At 62.1% G+C, this 20,027-nt stretch carries 20 protein-coding genes, 1 tRNA gene and 1 pseudogene; 12 read left to right on the top strand and 10 right to left on the bottom strand.

Annotated elements, in window-relative coordinates:
* Window positions 1-75 precede the first annotated feature (75 nt).
* Window positions 76-165 (top strand) — tRNA-Ser (locus J1G35_RS21780).
* A gap of 139 nt (window positions 166-304) precedes the next feature.
* On the opposite strand, the pseudogene J1G35_RS31015 reads toward J1G35_RS21780, so the two are convergent.
* Window positions 305-460, bottom strand: a pseudogene (locus tag J1G35_RS31015) (transcriptional regulator); the annotation flags it as partial.
* A gap of 85 nt (window positions 461-545) precedes the next feature.
* Between J1G35_RS31015 and J1G35_RS21775 the strand changes: the two are divergent.
* Window positions 546-2,171: a methyl-accepting chemotaxis protein gene (locus J1G35_RS21775; RefSeq protein WP_053136757.1), complete on the top strand. Its 1,626-nt coding sequence runs from the start codon at window positions 546-548 to the stop codon at window positions 2,169-2,171.
* A 1-nt stretch (window position 2,172) separates the two neighbouring features.
* Here the strand turns inward: J1G35_RS21775 and J1G35_RS21770 are convergent, their stop codons facing one another.
* The 7 genes from J1G35_RS21770 to J1G35_RS21740 all read right to left on the bottom strand — a co-directional run bounded on the left by J1G35_RS21770 (window position 2,173) and on the right by J1G35_RS21740 (window position 8,535).
* Complete coding sequence (locus tag J1G35_RS21770) at window positions 2,173-3,054, bottom strand: hypothetical protein (protein WP_262417369.1); 882 nt, start codon at window positions 3,052-3,054, stop codon at window positions 2,173-2,175.
* Window positions 3,055-3,139: 85 nt separating this feature from the next.
* On the bottom strand, window positions 3,140-5,074 hold the full coding sequence (locus J1G35_RS21765; RefSeq protein WP_223015978.1) for a response regulator: 1,935 nt from the start codon (window positions 5,072-5,074) through the stop codon (window positions 3,140-3,142).
* Entirely contained in the window at window positions 5,064-5,927 is an 864-nt protein-coding gene (locus tag J1G35_RS21760) for an ATP-binding protein (protein ID WP_053136751.1), read from the bottom strand. Before J1G35_RS21760 ends, J1G35_RS21765 begins: the two co-directional genes overlap by 11 nt.
* Window positions 5,920-6,927: an ATP-binding protein gene (locus J1G35_RS21755; protein ID WP_223015977.1), complete on the bottom strand. Its 1,008-nt coding sequence runs from the start codon at window positions 6,925-6,927 to the stop codon at window positions 5,920-5,922. The genes J1G35_RS21760 and J1G35_RS21755 overlap by 8 nt, the downstream gene beginning before the upstream one ends.
* A complete protein-coding gene (locus J1G35_RS21750) occupies window positions 6,918-7,322 on the bottom strand; it encodes an ATP-binding protein (protein WP_053136748.1) in 405 nt (134 codons plus the stop codon). The genes J1G35_RS21755 and J1G35_RS21750 overlap by 10 nt, the downstream gene beginning before the upstream one ends.
* Complete coding sequence (locus J1G35_RS21745; RefSeq protein WP_027604299.1) at window positions 7,319-7,681, bottom strand: STAS domain-containing protein; 363 nt, start codon at window positions 7,679-7,681, stop codon at window positions 7,319-7,321. The genes J1G35_RS21750 and J1G35_RS21745 overlap by 4 nt, the downstream gene beginning before the upstream one ends.
* A 2-nt stretch (window positions 7,682-7,683) precedes the next feature.
* Window positions 7,684-8,535 (bottom strand): STAS domain-containing protein, encoded by an 852-nt coding sequence (locus tag J1G35_RS21740; protein ID WP_053136745.1) that lies wholly within the window; start codon window positions 8,533-8,535, stop codon window positions 7,684-7,686.
* A 209-nt stretch (window positions 8,536-8,744) separates the two neighbouring features.
* Between J1G35_RS21740 and J1G35_RS21735 the strand changes: the two genes are divergently transcribed.
* Complete coding sequence (locus tag J1G35_RS21735; RefSeq protein WP_053136742.1) at window positions 8,745-9,647, top strand: LysR family transcriptional regulator; 903 nt, start codon at window positions 8,745-8,747, stop codon at window positions 9,645-9,647.
* Here J1G35_RS21735 and J1G35_RS21730 read toward each other — a convergent pair.
* On the bottom strand, window positions 9,639-10,397 hold the full coding sequence (locus J1G35_RS21730; protein ID WP_053136739.1) for a substrate-binding domain-containing protein: 759 nt from the start codon (window positions 10,395-10,397) through the stop codon (window positions 9,639-9,641). The genes J1G35_RS21735 and J1G35_RS21730 overlap by 9 nt on opposite strands.
* On the bottom strand, window positions 10,397-11,701 hold the full coding sequence (locus J1G35_RS21725) for an MFS transporter (protein WP_223015976.1): 1,305 nt from the start codon (window positions 11,699-11,701) through the stop codon (window positions 10,397-10,399). The genes J1G35_RS21730 and J1G35_RS21725 overlap by 1 nt, the downstream gene beginning before the upstream one ends.
* 197 nt (window positions 11,702-11,898) lie before the next feature.
* On the opposite strand from J1G35_RS21725, the gene J1G35_RS21720 reads away from it, so the two are divergent.
* From J1G35_RS21720 to J1G35_RS21680, 9 genes are all read left to right on the top strand, one after another.
* Window positions 11,899-12,045, top strand: a complete 147-nt coding sequence (locus J1G35_RS21720) for a hypothetical protein (RefSeq protein WP_172681511.1) — start codon at window positions 11,899-11,901, stop codon at window positions 12,043-12,045.
* Between the two features lie 156 nt (window positions 12,046-12,201).
* Entirely contained in the window at window positions 12,202-12,924 is a 723-nt protein-coding gene (locus J1G35_RS21715; protein WP_053136733.1) for a GntR family transcriptional regulator, read from the top strand.
* Window positions 12,921-13,709, top strand: a complete 789-nt coding sequence (locus J1G35_RS21710) for an SDR family oxidoreductase (protein ID WP_223015975.1) — start codon at window positions 12,921-12,923, stop codon at window positions 13,707-13,709. Before J1G35_RS21715 ends, J1G35_RS21710 begins: the two co-directional genes overlap by 4 nt.
* A gap of 67 nt (window positions 13,710-13,776) precedes the next feature.
* On the top strand, window positions 13,777-14,709 hold the full coding sequence (locus tag J1G35_RS21705) for a 3-keto-5-aminohexanoate cleavage protein (protein ID WP_053136728.1): 933 nt from the start codon (window positions 13,777-13,779) through the stop codon (window positions 14,707-14,709).
* Between the two features lie 64 nt (window positions 14,710-14,773).
* Window positions 14,774-15,652: an SMP-30/gluconolactonase/LRE family protein gene (locus J1G35_RS21700; RefSeq protein ID WP_223015974.1), complete on the top strand. Its 879-nt coding sequence runs from the start codon at window positions 14,774-14,776 to the stop codon at window positions 15,650-15,652.
* Window positions 15,653-15,725: 73 nt separating this feature from the next.
* On the top strand, window positions 15,726-17,048 hold the full coding sequence (locus J1G35_RS21695; RefSeq protein ID WP_223015973.1) for an MFS transporter: 1,323 nt from the start codon (window positions 15,726-15,728) through the stop codon (window positions 17,046-17,048).
* Window positions 17,049-17,104: 56 nt separating this feature from the next.
* Window positions 17,105-18,424, top strand: coding sequence for an MFS transporter (locus tag J1G35_RS21690; protein WP_223015972.1), 1,320 nt, complete (start codon window positions 17,105-17,107; stop codon window positions 18,422-18,424).
* An 83-nt stretch (window positions 18,425-18,507) separates the two neighbouring features.
* Window positions 18,508-19,431, top strand: coding sequence for a LysR substrate-binding domain-containing protein (locus J1G35_RS21685; protein ID WP_053136717.1), 924 nt, complete (start codon window positions 18,508-18,510; stop codon window positions 19,429-19,431).
* Between the two features lie 55 nt (window positions 19,432-19,486).
* Window positions 19,487-19,849, top strand: a complete 363-nt coding sequence (locus tag J1G35_RS21680; protein ID WP_053136714.1) for a 5-carboxymethyl-2-hydroxymuconate Delta-isomerase — start codon at window positions 19,487-19,489, stop codon at window positions 19,847-19,849.
* The last annotated feature ends 178 nt before the right edge of the window (window positions 19,850-20,027 follow it).

Below are 20,027 nucleotides of genomic sequence, written 5' to 3'. Positions count from 1 at the left end.
AGCATCTGATAGCACGGAAAAAAATCGCATCTGCGCTTTGCTTCCACGAATCATGCTGTTATGATGCGCGCCGTTGGAGAGATGCCAGAGTGGCCGAATGGGACGGATTCGAAATCCGTTGTACCTTCACCGGTACCTAGGGTTCGAATCCCTATCTCTCCGCCATTACATAGAAAAAGCCCCGTAGCTGAATAAGCTACGGGGCTTTTTCGTTTCTGAGATTTGAGGGCAAGCTACTCGTTCCGAGCAGCAAACAGGGCCGTAGTGGTTGTTTCCAGCAGGCACAACCAACCGTATTCCGTCTTCAAGCATGCCTTACTGGCTTGATCAGGCTTTCTGCTGGAATACCAAACATCTCATGCAGCTTCCAAATCATTGGCAAGGTCAGCGCTCGTTTTCCATTCAGCACTTCATAAACACGATTCTGGCGGCCAATGGCGGGAATAAGATCAGCCGCTGATTGGGTGTACGCCCCTCAAGTCTTTATCCACACGGCCGAAACACTCTCGTACGACATCGTATCCCCAATAAGAGAGTCCCCCCTAATGTCCCTTCGCAGCCTGTCCATCGCCCGCCGTGCGGGTCTGGGTTTTGCCCTGATTGCTTTGCTCGTGGCCCTGCTGGGTTTTTTTGCACTGTCGAACATGGCAAGCATCCGCGCCAGCGCGGTGCAGGTGGAAAGTGGGCTGGTGCCGAAGATGCGGCTGGTGGCGGACATTCGTGAAATCATGCTGCGCATTCGTACGATCTCTTTGCGCATGGCCCTGGACCCGAATCCGGCGAGCATCCCGCAATACCGTAGCCAGATGGACACCCGCAGCCAGGACCTGGCCAAACGGCTGGCTGACCTCGATGCGGTGATCGACACCCCCGAAGTACGCACGCTTTATGACCAATTCCAGGTCTCGCTGCGCCAATACCAGCAGGGGCTGGCGCAGTCGTTCAGCCTTGCCGACAAGCAGCAGGGCGCAGAGCTCAACAAGTTGTTGCTGGTGGATATGAAAACCGTGGTCGATGGCTCCGGTGCCCAGCTCAATGCCCTGGCCGACTATTACAACGCCCAGATCAACCAACAGGGCCAGACGGCCGAGTCGCAGTACGGCCGCTCGCGCACCATGGTGTTCGGCTTTGTGATCGTTGCGGGGTTGAGCACGGTGCTGCTGGCCTGGTTGCTCACGCGCAGCATTGTCGGCCCGCTGAGCCATGCGGTGCGGGCTGCCGAAAACGTGGCCGAGGGCGACCTGACCCAGACGGTAGACGTGAGCGGCAATGACGAAGTGACTCGCCTGCTGGTGGCACTCAAGACCATGCAGGCCAACCTGCGCGGGACGTTGCAACTGATTCGCCAGTCGGCGGGGCAGATGGCGTCATCGGCCACTGACCTGAACGGCATCACTGACCAGAGCAGCCGCAGCCTGCAAAAGCAGACCGCTGAAATCGAGCAGGCCGCTACCGCTGTCAACGAGATGACCTCGGCGGCGGATGAGGTGGCGCGCAATGCGGTGTCCACCTCCGAGTCCACGCGTCTTTCCAATGAAACCGCGCGCGAAGGCCAGCACCGTGTGGGTGAAACGGTCAGCGCCATTCAAGCCCTGAGCACCAACATCGGCGAAACCTCGACCCTGGTGCAGAACCTCGCCGAGCAATCGCGGGACATCGGCAAGGTACTCGACGTGATTCGCTCCATCGCCGAGCAGACCAACCTGCTGGCGCTTAACGCCGCGATTGAGGCGGCGCGCGCCGGTGAGTCCGGGCGCGGCTTTGCGGTGGTGGCTGATGAAGTCCGCGCCCTGGCCCATCGCACCCAACAATCGACCCTGGAAATCGACCAGATGGTGACCGCGATGCGCACGGGATCCAACGAAGCGTTGACCTCGATGCAGTCGAGTACCCAGCGTGCCACCGACACCCTGGCCTTGGCTGAGGGCGCGGGCGGTGCGTTAAGCCAGATCACCGACTCCATCGACCAGATTCACCAGCGCAACCTGGTCATCGCCAGCGCCGCCGAGGAGCAGGCCCAGGTGGCCAAGGAAGTCGATCGCAATATCGTCAATATTCGCGACCTGTCCGCACAGTCCTCTTCCGGGGCCGGGCAGATCAATGGCTCAAGCCGTGAACTGGCGCAATTGGCCGTCTCGCTGAACGAGGCGGTGGCGCGGTTTCAGCTGTAACTCACTCGTGCGCCAGGGTGGTCGGGGGCGGCGTTAATTCCAGTACGCGATCGCGCCCACCTTCGGCCAGCAGATACGTCCCATGCCCCGTCGGCACAATCGATTGCGGCGCCTTCAAGAACGACAAAATGGTCTGCTGGCGCCCCTGTTGATCAATCAGCAACAAGCGTGCCCGGTGGGTGGCGTCTTCATTGATCCATAACCCACGCGCATCGCACATCAGAAACGTCGGCTGGTTCAGGCCAGCCTGCACCACCGGATCGCTGCCATCTGCGCTCAGCTCGCGCACCACGCCTTTTTTCTTTTCGTTGTAGAGCAGGCGTCCATCCGTGCAGCGCACGATGGATTCGCCTTCCTGGACCTGGTCGCGCAGCACGGTCAAGGATTGATCGCTCCAGCGATAGCGCAGCAGGCGTCCTACCGGTTTGCGGTCTTCGATGGCATAGAGGTAGTCGCCGTCGTCCCAAAGGCCTTGCACACTTTCGCCCCTGAACAATTCAGTCACGACGCCGTCCTTGAAGAAGCTCACGGGTAAATCAGCCGATTCCTGGCTGAACACCCAGCCGCCACGGGTGGCGAACATGCCGTCCGGCTTGGACAGGTTGCCCACCACCACGTCGCGTGTTCCGTCCGGGTGAATGCGCACGATGCTGCCCTTGGCGTCGTCGAGTTCCTGGCTGACCATCAAGGATCCGTCGGCCATCGGCATCAGGGACGCTGCCTTAGCCACGTCGCGATGCAGCACCTGGTAACGCCACTGATCGGCGGCGCGAACCGGGTAGAAACTCTGCCAGGCGAAAAAGCCCAAGGTGGCGGCGCTCAGCAGGGCGAACACCGCCAGGATGCAGCGCAGGGCTCGATGATGGTTCAGGGATTGAGTCATTGCTCACTACCGGTAGCGGATCGAAAGGCCGCCACGGTACCAAGCATAGGGCTGAACATCACCTCGAAACTGTCCGATGTCCCTGCTAACGGGTGCCTGCCGTGGCGTCCAGCCCGCGACGGATCTTCGCCAGCAACTCATCGATATGAAACGGCTTGTAAATCAGGTCCATGCCTTCGCCGAGGAAGCTCTGGCGATTCGCCGCGTTTTCCGCGTAGCCCGTCATGAACAGAATCGGCAGTGCAGGGTGCATTTCACGTACGACATCGGCCAGTTCGCGCCCGGTCATGTAGGGCAGGCCGACATCGGTCAGCAGCAGGTCGATGCTCGGGTCGTTGCGCAGGCTGGCGATGGCTTCGTCGCCATCGGCGGCCAGGCTGCAGCGGTAGCCGGCGTCGATCAGCACCTCGGCCACGAAGCTGCGCACCGAAGGCATGTCTTCGACGATCAGCACATGTTCGCCGTGGCTGTGGCCGGGTTCTGCCAGGGGCTTGACCGCCGTGCTGGCGGGTCCGCTTGCGGCGGGGAGCATGATGGTCACCTCGGTGCCCTGTCGGGGCACGCTGCGGATCTGTGCATCGCCGCCGGACTGGCGGGCAAACCCGTAGATGGTCGACAGGCCCAGCCCGGTACCCTGGCCGACGGGCTTGGTGGTGAAAAACGGATCGAACACCTTGTCGATGACGCTGTGCTCGATGCCCACACCGTTATCGCGCACCGACAGGGCGACGTAGGGGCCGTTTTCCAGTTTGAGGTTGCCGTTGGAGTAGGCCAGGTAGGTGGTCACCCAGATATTGCCGCCCTTGGGCAGCGCGTCGCGGGCGTTGATCACCAGGTTCAGCACGGCGCTTTCCAGCTGGATCGGATCAACCATGGCCACGGCCGAGTTGTTGGTCAGTTCGAGTTTCAGCGCGACATGTTCACCGATAGTGCGCACCAGCAGCTCTTCCAGCGAGCGCACATGGGCATTGATGTCGATCGGCCGCGTATCCAGCGGTTGCTGGCGGGCGAAGGCGAGCAGGCGGTTGATCAGACCGGCGGCACTCAGGGCTGAACTCAACGCCGCATCGGCATAGCCCATGACTTTGTCGGTGCGCTGGGTGTCGATGCGTTTCTTGATCAGCTCCAGGCTGGTGATGATCCCGGTCAGCAGGTTGTTGAAGTCATGGGCGATGCCGCCGGTGAGTTTGCCCAGGGCATCCATTTTCTGCGCCTGCAACAGCTGCGCCTCGGTGTGGGCCAGCCGGTTGGTGGCGTTGGCCAGTTCGGCCTGCTGATGCCGTTCGCGGTGGCGGTGTTCGGTGACATCCTCGACAAACACCAGGCTCAATTCAGCGCTGCGATAGGGCGAAATCTGCCACTCGGTCTCGCGCAACTGACCGTCGACCTTCATTTGCAATGTGCCTTTCCAGCGCTCACCGGCGGCCAGGCGCAGGCACAGTTCCTGAAGCACCGCGAGTTGGTCGGCGGCGAAGCACTCCAGCAGGGCGTCGGGGTTGAGGTTGTCGTGAATCAACTGGGCGAAGGCGTGGTTGCACTCGTGAACCTTGAGCTGCGCGTCCATCACCGCAATCGGGGCGCTGATGTTGAAGAAAATCTCGCGAAAGCGCGCCTCGCTCTCGCGCAGAGCGTATTCAGTGTCACGCACGCGCAACAAGGTGCGCAGGGTCGCCAACAGTACATCGGGGTCGACCGGGTGGATCAGGTAGGCATCGGCCCCGGCATCCAGGCCGGTGATGATGTCGCCGGTCTCGATCGACGCTGCCGATACGTGCACCACCGGCAGCAAGGCAGTGACCGGATTGGCGCGCAGCACGCGCACGATGTCGAAGCCGCTCATGTCCGGAAGGTTGACGTCGAGGATCAGCCCGTCGATCTTCTTGCTGGCGATCAGGTCCAGGCCTTCCTGGCCGGTGCCGGCCTCAAGCACGAGGTAATGATGGCTTTCCAGGCGCCGGCGCAGGGCGTAGCGGGTAGCGGCGTTGTCGTCGACGATCAGCAGTTGAATGTCACGGTTCATCGACAGGCCCGCCAGCAATAGAAAGAGGAATGATCACGAAAAACATCGAGCCAACGCCGGGAGTACTCTCTACGCCGACCCGGCCACCAAGCAGCTCGGCAAAGCGCTTGCACAGCGACAGGCCGAGGCCGGTGCCGCGCAGGCGTTTTTGCAGCGGTGAGTCGATCTGGGAAAAGTCTTCGAACAGGTTGTTGTGCAGTTCGGCGGGAATGCCCAGGCCGGTGTCATGCACGGCAAAGCGGATTTCCTGCTCACCGACCCGTTGCGCCGATACCCGCACCTCGCCGTGTACCGTGAACTTCAGCGCGTTGGAGATGAAGTTGCGCAGGATCTGCGCCAGCTTCTTGTCGTCGGTGTAGAGCTTGGGCAGGCCGATGGGTTCTTCGAAGATCAGGTCGATGGAGGAGGCATCGACAATCGGGCGGAACATCCCGCGCAACGCCGAAAACAAATCGAACATGTCGAACCAGGCCGGCGAGATGGTGATGCGCCCGGCCTCGATCTTGGCCAGGTCCAGCAGGTCGTCGACCATTTCACGCAGCTCCCGCGCCGAGCTGCGGATAAACCCCACCTGGGTGTGTTGCTCGGGACTCAACGGGCCATCGAGCTCATCGGCCAGCAGGCTGGTGATGCTCAGGATCGAGCCCAGGGGCGTGCGGAATTCATGGCTCATGTACGACAGGAAGCGGCTTTTGAGGTCCGACGCCTGGCGCAGTTGGTCGGCCTGGGTATCCAGCTCGGCATACAGCGCCAATACGCCCTGATTGGTTTCGTCCAGCTCCGCGCGCAACGCATCGGCCTCCTGGCGCAGGCGTTGCACTTCATCGGCGAGGGCAGCGGTGGTCTCAGCCATCAATGGCCTCCAGGGCAATCACGAAAACGGTAACGTCATCCCGGCCGCGACAGAAATCACGGTGCAGGATGGCGGCGATCAAGGCCGGATGGCGTTGGGAAAGCCCAGGGTAGTTGGTCAGGTTCCAGCGTGATTGCAGCCCATCGCTGTAGAGGACCAGCAGTTGGCCGGTGACCTGAGCGTAGTCGAAGGGCTGCGCCTTGCGGAACTGCACGCCGACGATGCCGGGGTGCGAGGCCAGCCCACGCGACTTGTCGGGGCCGATCAGGCTGGCGCCGATATTGCCCACGCCCGTGAAGCGCAGGCTGTCGGCCGCGGCATCGTACTGGGCGACGGCCACGGCGGCGCCGCGTGTACCGCCCATGCCGATATGCAGGTCGTTGAACAATACGGTCGGGTCCAGGAACGCGTCCTCGGCAAACACCGCTTCACCGGCGTGCGCTGCCCGTTCGGCCTCGCTGCCATGGCCCAGGCCGTCGGCGACCATCACGCTGAAGCGGCCGGGCTCGATCGCCAGGTGCCAGGCATCGCCGCACGCCGGGTCGTGGTGCAGGGAGTGCTGGCTGACGCCGTAGCGAATGTCCTTTGCGCCTGATGCGCGCGGATACAGGCGGGCGAGCATCGCCGTGCCGCGTTGATCGGCGTACACATCGAACACCTGGGCCACGCGCGAGATGGCGCCCATGCCAATGCCCTGGGTGCCGCCGGTGGAAAAACCGTCCACCAGGCAGCTGTCCAGGTCAAACCCCTGGCCACGGTCCACGGCGATCATCTCCACGCCCTGATTGCCCGTAGCGCGCAAGTGCAACTCGCCGTGGGTGGCATGCTTGAGGATATTGCTGGCCAGCTCAGTGGCCACCAGCGCCACGCGGCCGGCGTCGGTTTCGTCAAAGCCCAATTGCTCGGCGAGCTGTTGCGCGGTGCGTCGGGCATGGCCGACCTGGCTGACATCTTCGATCAGCAGCACCTCGGTCAAGGCGCTGGGAATGTTCACGTCCATCGGGTGATCGTCACGCGGGTGCCCTTACCGGGAGCGGTGTCCAGTTCAAACTCGTGCACCAGGCGTTTGGCGCCGGTCAGGCCCAGGCCCAGGCCGCTGCCGGAGGTCCAGCCGTCGGTCATCGCCAGTTTGAGGTCGGGGATGCCCGGGCCTTCATCGCGAAAGGTCAGGCGCAGGCCGGGGCGGTGGTCTTTCTCGACCACGGCCCAGTCCATATGGCCGCCGCCGCCGTAGACCACGGTGTTACGCGCCAGCTCGCTGACGGCGGTGACCAGCTTGGTCAGATCGATCAGGCGCATGCCGCATTCCTGGGCGAGCTTGCGCACCAATTGTCGGGCCAGCACCACATCCTGTTCGATGAGCACCGGTTGGGTGCCGCTGCTGGCCTGGGTCATGAGTGGTCTACCCGGTCGCGCAGCAGTTTCATGCCGCGCTCGACGTTCAACGCGGTCGCCACACCCGGCAGGGTCATGCCCAGCTCCACCAGGGTGATCGCCACGGCCGGCTGCATACCCACCAGTACGGTCTGGGCATCCATGATGCGCGACAGGCCGGAAATGGTGCCGATCATGCGGCCGATGAACGAGTCGACCATGTCCAGCGCCGAGATATCGATCAACACGCCTCGCGCCGAGGTCCGGCTGATGCGTTCAGACAGGTCGTCCTGCAAGGTCAGCGCGAGTTGGTCGTGCATGTCGACCTGAATCGTCACCAGCAGGAATTCGCCCATCTGCAAAATCGGGATGCGTTCCATGCTTAAACAGCCTTGCTGATGGTGACGCCCAGGCGTTTAAGGGCCAGCGCCAAGGCGTCCGCCAGGTTGGCCTTGGTGACCACGCCTTGCAGGTCGAGACCCAGGTGCACGATGGTCTGGGCGATTTGCGGACGCACGCCGCTGATGATGCAGTCGGCGCCCATCAGGCGGATGGCGGTGACGGTTTTCAACAGGTGCTGCGCGACCAGGGTGTCCACGGTCGGCACGCCGGTGATGTCGATGATGGCGATCTCCGAGCCGGTGTCGACGATGCGCTGCAACAGCGATTCCATGACCACCTGGGTGCGTTGCGAATCCAGGGTGCCGATCATCGGCAGGGCCAGCACGCCGTCCCACAGCTTGACCACGGGGGTGGACAGTTCCAGTAACTCTTCCTGCTGGCGCTTGATCACCGACTCACGGGATTTCTGGAACGTACGGATGGTGTGCATGCCCAGCGCGTCGAGTAGTTCGGAGATTTCCCACAGCTGTTCGGCCATCTGTGTCGGTTGCTCGGCGTATTCACGTTGCAGCAGGGCGAACAGCGGGCCCTTGAGGGCGAAGATAAAGCTGGCGGTCTGTTGCGAGTCCTGGCCGATCAGGGCGCGGCTGTGGGAGAGCTTTTCCAGGAAGACCCGGGTTTCTGCCCAGTTTTCATGGTTGACCTGTTGCGAACCGCCTTGCTGCAGTGCCGCGATCAGCAGGTTGAGGAAGTCGTTGGCCTGCTGCCGGGTGTCCTCGGCCTTGACGTTGCGCGTGGCCCCCGAAGCCTCAAGGCTGGCAACCCATTCGGTCAGCAGGGTAGGGCGATGGGTGTGCAGTGCCTGGATGGTATGAGCTTGCAGAGTTGCCACGGGGATCTCCTTGAATGCCTTGGGAATGGCATGCAATTTATACTAAATTGAAGTGTTTTGAATTGTTTCGATGGTTTTCGTTCAATCGCCGCAAGCCGCATCACGCGGGCGCTTCAGGCCTGTGTAGGGTTTGGCGGCAGGGTTTAATTAGCGTGCACTCGGCAGCGAGACGATAATGCCACCCATCCCGACTCAACTGGCCAGCCCTTGTGATCATCAACTTCGACCTCAACGACCTCCAAGCCTTTCGCGCCGTGGTAGACAAGGGCAGTTTTCGCGGCGCCGCCGAGGCCATCCGGATCTCGCAACCGGCCCTCAGCCGGCGCATCGAAAAACTTGAGTCCGCCCTCGACGTAAAGCTGTTCGAACGCACCACCCGCCGCGTCAGCCTGACCATGGTCGGCCGCGCCTTCCTGCCGCAGGTCGAACGCATACTCGACGACCTCGACGTCGCCCTGATGGGCATCAGCAATGTCGCGTCCACGCGCATGGGCAACGTGACCATCGCCTGCGTGCCGTCTACCGCGTACTACTTCATGCCCCACGTGATCTCCGAATTCCACAAGCTCTATCCGAAGATTCGCCTACGGGTGCTGGATGCCAGTGCCGGTGAAGTGTGTAACGCGGTGGAAAGTGGTGAGGCAGATTTCGGCGTGAGCTTCAGTGGCAGCCTGGCCGATGAGATGGAGTTCGAGTTGCTGCTGCAAGAGCGCTATGTGCTGGCCTGTCGCCGTGACCATCCACTGGCCCAGCGTGACGCCGTGACTTGGGCCGAAGCCTATGAGTACGAATACATCACTGTGGACAAGACTTCGGGCAACCGCTTCCTGCTGGATCAGGCCTTGCGCGGGGTGCGGGTGAAAAAGCCGAGTATCTGCGAGACGCACCATGTGACCACCATGATCGGGCTGGTGGAGGCAGGGTTGGGGGTGGCGATGGTGCCGTCGATTGCGATGCCCGCCTCGGAGCACCCGATTTTGGTCAGTGTGCCGTTGGTGGAGCCGCAGGTGATGCGCAATGTGGGCTTGATCAAGCGCCGCGGGCGGACATTGCCGCCGGCGGCGCTGGAGTTGGAGCGATTGGTGCGGGAGATGCCGTTTCGGTCAGCGTGACACCGAGTCCAGGCCGGTGGATTGCACCACCGGTTGTGCCTGGGGCGAAGCCAGGAACTGCAACAGTGCCTTGGCCTGCTCAGGGTGTTCGGCGTTGACCGGAATGCCCGCCGCAAAGCGCGTCACCGATTGCACATCCTCCGGGATCTTGCCGACGTAGGTCACACCCGGCACGGGCAACAACTCCGCCACCTGCTGCAAGCCCACTTCGTAATCGCCCTTGGCAACCTGTTCGGCCACCGGCAGGCGTTCGATCATGGTGCCTTTGGCGGGCATGCCCAGCTTCTTGAACAGCTCTTTCTCGACATACACACCGCTGGCGCTGTCCGAATACGCCACGGACTTGGCCTGGCTGAGCACTGCCTTGAGTTCGGCATCGGTGCCGATCGCGGGTTTGGCCGCACCTTGTTTCACCACCATACCGATACGTGAGTCGGCCAGTTCTACGCGGGACGCCGGGTCGACCTTGCCTTGTTTGATCAAGTCATCCAGGGCGTAGCCGACCATGATCACCACGTCGGCGTGCTCACCTCGGGCCAGGCGGTTGGGAATCGCTTCCGGCGCCTTGCCCATGGACGGGCCGAGGATCGTGTCGAGGGTGTCGCCGCTGTGCTGGGCGTATTGCGGGCCCAGCAGTTTATAAGCGGCAGTGAAGCCACCCGAGGTCATCACCTTGAGCTGTTCGGCCTGGGCCGTCAGCGCCAGTCCGCCGAGGGCCAGGGCCGTCAGGGTCTTGAGCAGAGACTTCATCACGCCGCCCCCTGCATGACCTGCCCGCGTGCGTTGGCGCGACGATACAGCGCCAGGGTCGAACACAGCGCGCACAGCGCTGCGAACATCATCCAATACGCCGGCGACGCCTTGTCTTCGGTGATGTGGATGAACCAGGTGGAGATCGCCGGGGTGAAACCACCGAAGATCGCGGTCGCCAGGCTATAGGCCAGGGAGAAACCCGCTACGCGCACTTCCACTGGCATGATCTCGGTGAGGGCCGGGATCATTGCACCGTTGTACATGCCGTACAGGAACGAGAACCACAGCAGGGTTTCCAGCATATGGGCGAAGCTGGGTGCATTCACCACGTAAGACAGCGCCGGATAAGCCGTGAGCACTGTCAGCGCGGTCATGGCGATCAGTACCGGCTTGCGGCCGAAGCGGTCGCTCAGGGTGCCGCCGATCGGCAGCCAGACAAAGTTCGACACCGCCACCAGCAAGGTCACCAGCAGGGCGTCGGAGGTGCTCAGTTGCAGCACGGTCTTGCCGAACGTCGGCGCGTACACGGTGATCAGGTAGAACGCGGTGGTGGTCATCGCCACCATCAGCATGCCGCCGATGACCATGGTCCAGTTCTTCGCCAATGTGGCCAGCACTTCGCGCATGGTCGGGCGATGCTTGCGGTTGGCGAACTCTTCGGTTTCCTGCAGGTTGCGACGCAGCACAAAGATGAACGGGATGATCACGCAACCGACGGCGAACGGAATACGCCAGCCCCAGTCGGCCACCACGGACGGCTCCATCCACACGTTCAAGCCATAGCCCAGCGCGGCGGCGACCACGATGGAGATCTGTTGGCTGCCCGATTGCCAGCTGGTGTAGAAACCCTTGCGCCCTGGCGTGGCCATTTCAGACAGGTACACCGACACACCGCCCAGTTCCGCGCCGGCCGAGAAGCCTTGCAACAGGCGGCCCAGCAGCACCAGCAGCGGCGCCCATAGGCCAATGGTGTGATAACCCGGCACCAGCACGATCAACAGCGTGCCGCTGGCCATGATCGACAGCGTCACGATCAGCCCTTTGCGGCGACCGACGTCATCGATGTAAGCACCCAGGATGATCGCGCCCAGTGGCCGCATCAGGAACCCCGCACCGAACACGGCGAAGGTCATCATTAATGACGCAAACTCATTAGCGGCGGGGAAGAACGCGGCAGCAATATAGGTGGCGTAGAAGCCGAACAGAAAGAAGTCGAACTGTTCGAGGAAGTTGCCCGAAGTAACGCGCAATACAGCGCCTACTTTCGAGCTGGCAGAGTCGGGCCGGGAATGGCTAGTCATGGTTTTGTGTCTCCAGCGTTCTTTTAACGTGCTTGTTTCGCTTAAGACCTGGAATAGTGGCTGACACATTTAGAAATGAAAAGTGACAAATTTAGATTGATTGATGTGCGTTAGCTATCAATAGGAGCGCCGCTTAAAAGTCCTGTGCTGTTCTATGCTGCAAAGGTGTGACCAATTTTTACGGATGGGAGGTGACCATGGGCAACGAACAGCAGCGCCAGGATGAGCCGGAGCGTGAACAACCCCCTCGGCAGCGTGAAGAGGAAAAACCCCAGACCTGGAAACATCCGGATGATGGTACGGAGCTTTCCGAGCGGGATCAGGAGCGCCCTTTGCAGCCCTGATTTTTCCCAAGGGTAAGTTTGGCCAAGGCGCGACCCCAATGGGAGTTGCCGATAGGTGATTCGGCAGCTCCCTTTTTTTCGCCGGGAAATTATTTGACATATTTGATTTGTGATCACATATTGGAGGCATAAGAACGACAACACAGGTTTTGACTCATGACAGATGGTCCGCTGCTCCTGCCCACCCTGCGCCAGGTCTCCCGCGATACCTTGCAAGACCAGGTCTATCGCCAGATCCGCGAAGCCTTGATGAGTGGCCGTTTCCAGCCCGGCCAGAAACTCACCATCCGTGGCCTGGCCGAAGCGCTCGGCTCCAGCCCCATGCCGGTGCGTGAAGCGCTGCAACGCCTCAGCGCCGAAAACGCCTTTGAAGTTACCGAGACCTCCCGTCTGCGCGTACGCCTGATGACCGTCGAACGCCTGCGCGAAATTCGTGATGCGCGGGTCGCCCTCGAAGGCTTACTGGCGGAAAAAGCCGTGCAGCTCCTGCAAAAAACCGACCTCGACGAAATCACCGACCTGTGCCAACAGATGCAACATGCCGCCGATGAAGTCGACGTGTCCCGCTACCTGTGGACCAACTTCGCTTTCCACCGGCGCATCTACGCGGTGGCCCAGGCCGAATTGACCATGGCTGCGGTGGAAAACTTCTGGCTGCACATGGGCCCGTGCTTTGCCTTGGTTGCCCCGGATAAAGCTCACCTGCAACGTTCGATGGAAGCGCACACGCGCATCGTTGAAGCCCTGGCCGCCCGCGATGGCGCCGGTGCCCGCGCGGCGGTGACCGATGACATCATGCAGGCCGCCGATTCCCTGGCGCGCCTGCTCGTCAAGAGCGACCGTGCGCGGTCGTCTGTTTCAGGAGGTAAACGTGCATGAGTGTCCTACAACGGCTGCAGCCCTATCCTGGGTTACGTGTATTGATTTCCGGCGGGGCTGCCGGGATTGGTGAGGTGTTGGCGGCGGCGTATCTGGAAGCCGGCGCCCAGGTACATGTGTGTGATGTGAGCGAACCGGCCCTGGCGGCGTTCCGTGACAAGTACCCGGGCAGCATCGCCACCCGTGCCGACGTCAGCGATGCCGCGCAGATCGAGGCGGTCTTCAAGGTACAGCGCGAGCATTTCGGCGGCCTTGATGTGCTGGTCAACAACGCCGGGATCGCCGGGCCCACCGGTGGTATCGATGCGATCAGCGACGCCGAGTGGCAAGCCACCATCAATGTCAACCTGACGGCGCAATACCGCTTTGCCCACCACGCGGTGCCGATGCTCAAAGAATCGTCCCACGGCCACTTGCTGCATATCGCCTCGGTGGCAGGACGCCTCGGCTACGCCTGGCGCACGCCGTATGCGGCGACCAAGTGGGCCATCGTCGGCCTGATGAAATCCCTGGCGTCGGAGCTGGGTGAGAGCGACATCCGCGTCAACGCCTTGCTGCCCGGTATCGTCGAAGGCCCGCGCATGGACGGCGTGATCCGTGCCCGGGCCGAACAGGTCGGCGTGCCCGAAGCCGAGATGCGCCAGGAATACCTCAACAAGATCTCCCTCAAGCGCATGGTCACCGCCGAAGACGTCGCGGCCATGGCCTTGTTCCTCTGTTCGCCCGCCGCACGCAACGTGACCGGCCAAGCGATCAGCGTCGACGGAAACGTCGAGTACCTGTAAGCCACGGAAGAACACACAGCGCTGGACCCAGGATTTTTTTCATAAGAATAAAAGTCGGAGAATCGTCATGTCCAAAAAACGCCCCGTCATCATTACCTGCGCCGTCACCGGTGCGATTCATACGCCGTCGATGTCGCCGCATTTGCCCATCACCGCCCAGGAAATTGCCGCCGCCGCCATTGGCGCCGCCGAAGCCGGCGCGGCCATTGTTCACCTGCATGCCCGTGACCCGATTGACGGCCGCCCCAGCCAGGACCCGGCGTTGTTCGCCGAATTCCTGCCGCACATCAAGGCCGCCAGTGACGTGGTGATCAACATCACCACCGGCGGCGCACCCACGATGGGCGTGGAAGAACGCCTGCAACCGGTGATGCAGTTCAAGCCGGAACTGGCCTCGCTGAACATGGGCTCGATGAACTTCGGCCTGTACGAAATGCTTAACCGCTTTACCGAGTTCAAGCACGACTGGGAGCGCCCGTACCTGGAAGAGAGTGACGACCGGATCTTCCGCAATACCTTCCGCGACATCACCCACATCCTCAATGCCTGCGCCGAGAACCGCACCCGCTTTGAAATCGAGTGCTACGACATCGGCCACCTCTACACCGCCGCGCACTTCCTGGAGCGCGGCCTGCTCAAGCCGCCGTTGTTTATCCAGTCAGTGTTTGGGCTGCGCGGCGGCATCGGCAGCCACCCCGAAGACCTGGCGCACATGCGTCGTACCGCTGACCGCCTGTTTGGCGACGACTACGTGTGGTCGATCCTCGGTGCCGGGCGTGGGCAAATTCCGTTGGCGACCATGGGCCTATCCATGGGCAGTAACGCCCGTGTCGGCCTGGAGGATTCATTGTGGGACGGCCCAGGCAAGCTGGCGGCCTCGAATGCCGACCAGGTGCGGCGTATTCGTACGGTGATCGAAGCCCTCGGCCATCGTGTCGCCACGCCGGATGAAGCGCGGGAAATCCTCGGGCTCAAGGGGCGTGACCACGTCAACTTCTAACCAGCGAAAGGCCGCGTAATCGCGCGGCCTGCATCCCGCACAACAACAATAAGGGGATCACACCATGCGTATCGAAGTGCTTGTGGACGTCAAGACCACCCTGGGCGAAGGCCCGGTATGGGACGTCGAACAACAACGGCTGTACTGGATCGACAGTGCCGACGGCCGCATCCTGCGCTGCACCGACGACGGTCGCGAACTGCGCGGCTGGGACGTCGGCCAGAAGATCGGCTCCATGGCCCTGCGCCATAACGGCGAGGCGGCCATCGTCGCCCTGCAAAACGGCGTGCACACCCTGGACCTCGCCAGCGGCGAACTGGCGCTGATCCAGGACCCGGAACCGAACCTGCCGAACAACCGCCTCAACGACGGCAAGGTCGACCGCCAGGGCCGCTTTGTGTTTGGCTCCATGGACACCCTGGAAGACAGCGCCAGCGCCAAACTCTACCGTCTCGACGCCGACTTGAGCCTGCACACCCTGGACGAAGGCATCATCGTGTCCAACGGCCCGTGCTGGAGCCCGTCGGGGGAGACCTTCTACTTTTGCGACACCTGGTCCGGCGAGATCTGGGCGTATGACTACGACCTCGCCACCGGCGCCGTGAGCAACCGCCGCACCTTCGCCAAGGTCGATACCGCCAGTGGCGGCGCGGCCGACGGCTGCACCGTGGACGCCGAAGGTTGCCTGTGGCAGGCGCTGGTCTACGCCGGGAAACTGGTGCGCTACACCCCGGACGGCCACGTTGATCGCATCATCCAGATGCCGGTAAAAAAGGTCACCAGCCTGACCTTTGGCGGGCCAAACCTGGACACCCTGTTTGTGACCTCCATGGCCAAGCCGCCGCTGCCGCGTTTTCCGGCCGACGGCCAGCAGCGCGGCGCGCTGTTCGCCATTACCGGGTTGGGCGTGCAAGGAATAGCCGAGCGACGATTCGCCAGCTAGCGCGTTGATTCAACAAGGCACCTTCCTTTGCAACCTTGTGTCAGTGCGCGCCCTCGCGCGCCTGGAGAGGCCCATGGCAACTTTAAAAAAAGCGTCGCTGCGCAGCATTCACCGGCATTCCTGGGTATCGCTGCTGGTCTGCTGGATGATCTGGATCCTCAACGCCTACGACCGTGAGATCGTGTTGCGCCTGGGGCCGACCATCTCCAAGCATTTCGATTTATCCGCCGACCAATGGGGCACCGTGGCCACGGTGGTCATGCTCGCGCTGGCCCTGCTGGATATTCCCGGTTCGATGTGGAGCGACCGCTACGGCGGCGGCTGGAAACGTGCACGGTTCCAGGTGCCGTTGGTGCTCGGCTACACGGCGATCTCGTTTCTGTCCGGCTTCAAAGCCTTGAGCGGCAACCTCGCGACCTTTATCGCCCTGCGCGTCGGCGTCAACCTCGGCGCCGGCTGGGGCGAGCCGGTAGGCGTGAGCAACACCGCCGAGTGGTGGCCGGTGGAGCGTCGCGGGTTTGCCTTGGGAGCGCACCATACGGGTTACCCGATTGGCGCAATGCTCAGCGGCATCGTCGCCAGTTTTGTCATCACCGTGTTCGGCGAGGACAACTGGCGCTACGTGTTCTTCTTCGCCTTCGTGGTGGCGCTGCCGCTGATGATCTTCTGGGCGCGTTATTCCACAGCCGAGCGCATTACCGCGCTGTACGTCGACATCGCCGCCAAGGGCATGACCCCACCCGACAACGCCCCGGCCAGCACCGTGAAGGGCGAGGCCTGGCGCACGTTTGTCGCCACCTTGCGTAACCGCAATATTGCCCTCACGGCGGGCAATACGATGCTCACCCAAGTGGTGTACATGGGCGTCAACATCGTGTTGCCGGCCTACCTCTACAACATCGCCGGGCTGTCGCTGGCGGAGTCGGCAGGGATGAGCGTGGTGTTCACCCTCACCGGCATTCTCGGGCAATTAGTGTGGCCGTCGCTATCGGACATCATCGGCCGGCGTACCACCCTGATCATCTGCGGGCTCTGGATGGCAGCGAGTGTCGGCGCGTTCTACTTCGCCAACACTCTGACGTTGATTATCGTCGTGCAACTGCTGTTCGGCCTGGTGGCCAACGCGGTGTGGCCGATCTACTACGCGGTGGCCTGCGACTCGGCCGAGCCGTCGGCGACGTCCACCGCCAACGGCATCATCACCACCGCGATGTTTATCGGCGGCGGCCTGGCGCCGGTACTGATGGGCAGCCTGATTGCCATGGGTGGCGGCTGGACCACCTTGCATGGCTACACCGTGTGTTTCTTCGTGATGGCCGGCTGCGCCCTGGGCGGCGCGCTGCTGCAACTGTTTTCCCATCGCCCGCAGGCCCTGGTTGTGCAACTCGAACCCTAGAACAACAGTGATGCGCCCCCCAGCCAGGCTGGCGGGGCGCCAAGAGGAATTGCCCAATGACTACCGCCACTTCGGCCCGCGACCCGCAGGCGCTGAACACACTGATGTTCGCCAAGCTGATGCCCTTGCTGATCATCGCCTACATCCTGAGTTTTCTGGACCGCACCAACATCGCCCTGGCCAAGCATCACCTGGACGTCGACCTGGGCATTTCCGCGGCGGCCTACGGGCTGGGGGCCGGGCTGTTTTTCCTCACGTATGCACTGTCGGAAATCCCCAGCAACCTGATCATGCACAAGGTCGGCGCGCGGTTCTGGATTGCCCGCATCATGGTGACCTGGGGCCTGATCTCGGCCGCCATGGCGTTTGTGCAGGGCGAGACGTCGTTCTACGTATTGCGCCTGCTGCTGGGCATCGCCGAGGCCGGTTTGTTTCCCGGCGTCATGCTCTATCTGACGTACTGGTTCAACCGTGAACAGCGGGCGCGGGCCACCGGTTATTTCCTGCTTGGCGTGTGCTTTGCCAACATCATCGGCGGCCCGGTGGGTGCGGCCTTGATGCGCATGGACGGTATGCTCGGCTGGCACGGCTGGCAGTGGATGTTCCTGCTCGAAGGCCTGCCGGCCGTGGCGTTTGCCTGGGTGGTATGGCGCAAGTTGCCGGACCGCCCGAGCAAGGCACCGTGGCTGACGGCTGAAGAGGCACGCGGCATCGAACAGCGCATCGCGGTGGAAACCGAGGAAGGTGCCGGGGAGGGCGGTCACGCGTTGAAAAACTGGCTGACCCCGCAAATCCTGCTGGCGATCTTTGTGTACTTTTGCCATCAGATCACCGTCTACACCGTGATTTTTTTCCTGCCGAGCATCATCAGCAAGTATGGCGAACTGAGCACCATGAGCGTCGGTTTGCTGACCTCATTGCCGTGGATCGCGGCGGCACTCGGTGCGGTACTGATCCCGCGTTTTGCCACCACGCCCGGGCGTTGTCGTCGACTGTTGGTCACGGGGTTATTGACCATGGCGCTGGGCTTGGGCATTGCGTCGGTGTCGGGGCCGGTGTTCAGCCTGTTGGGCTTTTGCCTGTCGGCGGTGATGTTCTTTGTGGTGCAGTCGATCATTTTTCTGTACCCGGCCTCGCGCCTCAAAGGCGTGGCGCTGGCGGGGGGCTTGGGCTTCGTCAATGCCTGCGGGCTGTTGGGTGGGTTTGTCGGCCCCTCGGTGATGGGCGCAATTGAAATGAGCACCGGCAATGCCATGAACGGCTTGAAAGTCATCGCCGTGGTGCTGGTGGTCGCCGCGCTGGCGGCGTTGCGCTTGCGTCAGGGCCAGGAGCCGGCACCTGCCACTCACGGGGTGATGAAACCGGCGACGAAATAGGCAACCCCATGCGTCCACCGGCATAGACGCGGCCCTATTGCCTTTCTAAACTGCGGCTTGTCTTGGGGAAGGGGCAGGCGCCGATGAATCGCAATGAATTACGCAAGGCCGATATCAACCTGATGGTGGTCTTCGAAGCACTGATGCTCGAGCGCAATGTGACGCGGGTGGCCGAGAAGCTGTTTCTCGGCCAGCCGACCATCAGTTCGGCGCTCAACCGTCTGCGCACCTTGTTCAACGACCCACTGTTCATTCGCGTCGGCCATCGCATGGAACCCACCGCGCGCGCCGAGGAAATCATCCAGCACCTGTCGCCGGCCCTGGACTCACTGTCGTCGGCCCTGAGCCTGACCCACGATTTCGACCCGTCCATCAGCACCATGACCTTTCGCATCGGCCTGTCCGATGATGTCGAGTTCGGCCTGCTGCCACCGTTGCTGCGCGCCTTGCGCCAGGAAGCGCCGCAGGTGGTGTTCGTGGTGCAGCACGTGGACTACTGGCGGATTCCTGATCTACTGGCGTCCGGCGATATCACGGTTGGCATCACCCAGACCCGTGGCCTGCCGGCCAATGCCAAGCGCAAGCTGTTGCGCCACATTCGTCCGCGACTGCTGCGCGCCGATGCCTCGGACACCCCGCTGACCCTCGATGAATATTGCTCGCGCCCCCATGTGCTGGTGTCCCACACCGCCAACGTGTCCGGGTTTGCCGATGAGTGGCTGGCGGAAATCGGTCGCAAGCGCCATGTGGTGTTGTCGGTGCCGCAATACAGCGCGTTGCCGGCGTTGCTGGCCGGCACCGACCTGATCGCCAGCCTGCCGGACTACACCGCCGAAGCCATGGCGGTGTCGGGCAACCTGTTCTGTGAGCCGTTTCCGTTCGAGACGCCGACGTTGGATTTGTCCATGGTCTGGCTCAGCCATGTGGACACCGACCCGGCTGAACGCTGGGTGCGTTCGCGGCTGGAAGCGTTCATGAGTGATCGGGGCCTGGCGAACAACGCCTGAGGCTTTTATCCGTGCTATATCTAACAACTTTCCTACGAATGACTCGGAGTCATCCATGCCACACCTGCACCTGGAATACACCGCCAATCTGACAAACCTGGCCGTCGAGAAAACCCTGTTACGGCTCAATAACGTGCTGATGGCGTCCGGGCAATTCGGCTCCGAGTTCGATATCAAAAGCCGCGCCGTGAAGGTCGAGCATTTTCAGGTGGGCACCTCCCTCAACCCTCGCGGTTTCATCGCGGTGAAGCTGTCGCTGCTCAGCGGGCGTTCGCCGCAGGTCAAGCAGCAATTGTCGCAAAGCCTGCTGGCAGCATTGCAGGACCTGGGCGACTGGCCGGCGGATATACAGGTTCAGCTCAGCGTCCTGCTCGTCGACATGGATCGCGACTCCTACAGCAAAGTCGCGATTGGCTGACACGCCATCCATCGTGGCGAGGGAGCAATTTAAAATTTCACTCTAAAGTCTTGAGTCTCGCATAAGCCATTTCAGGCGAGCGCGCTCCTGTGGCGAGCGGGCTTGTCCCGCGTTGGGGTGCGAAGCGCCCCTAATGAAGAAGAATGCGGTGTATCAGGCACTCCTCTGCGCCTGGTTC

Origin of the sequence: Pseudomonas sp. SH10-3B, assembly GCF_019891415.1 — a bacterium.
In the GTDB taxonomy this organism is placed as follows: Bacteria; Pseudomonadota; Gammaproteobacteria; order Pseudomonadales; family Pseudomonadaceae; genus Aquipseudomonas.
Note: the sequence above shows the minus strand (reverse complement) of the source record. Positions and strands in the feature narration are given on the sequence as shown.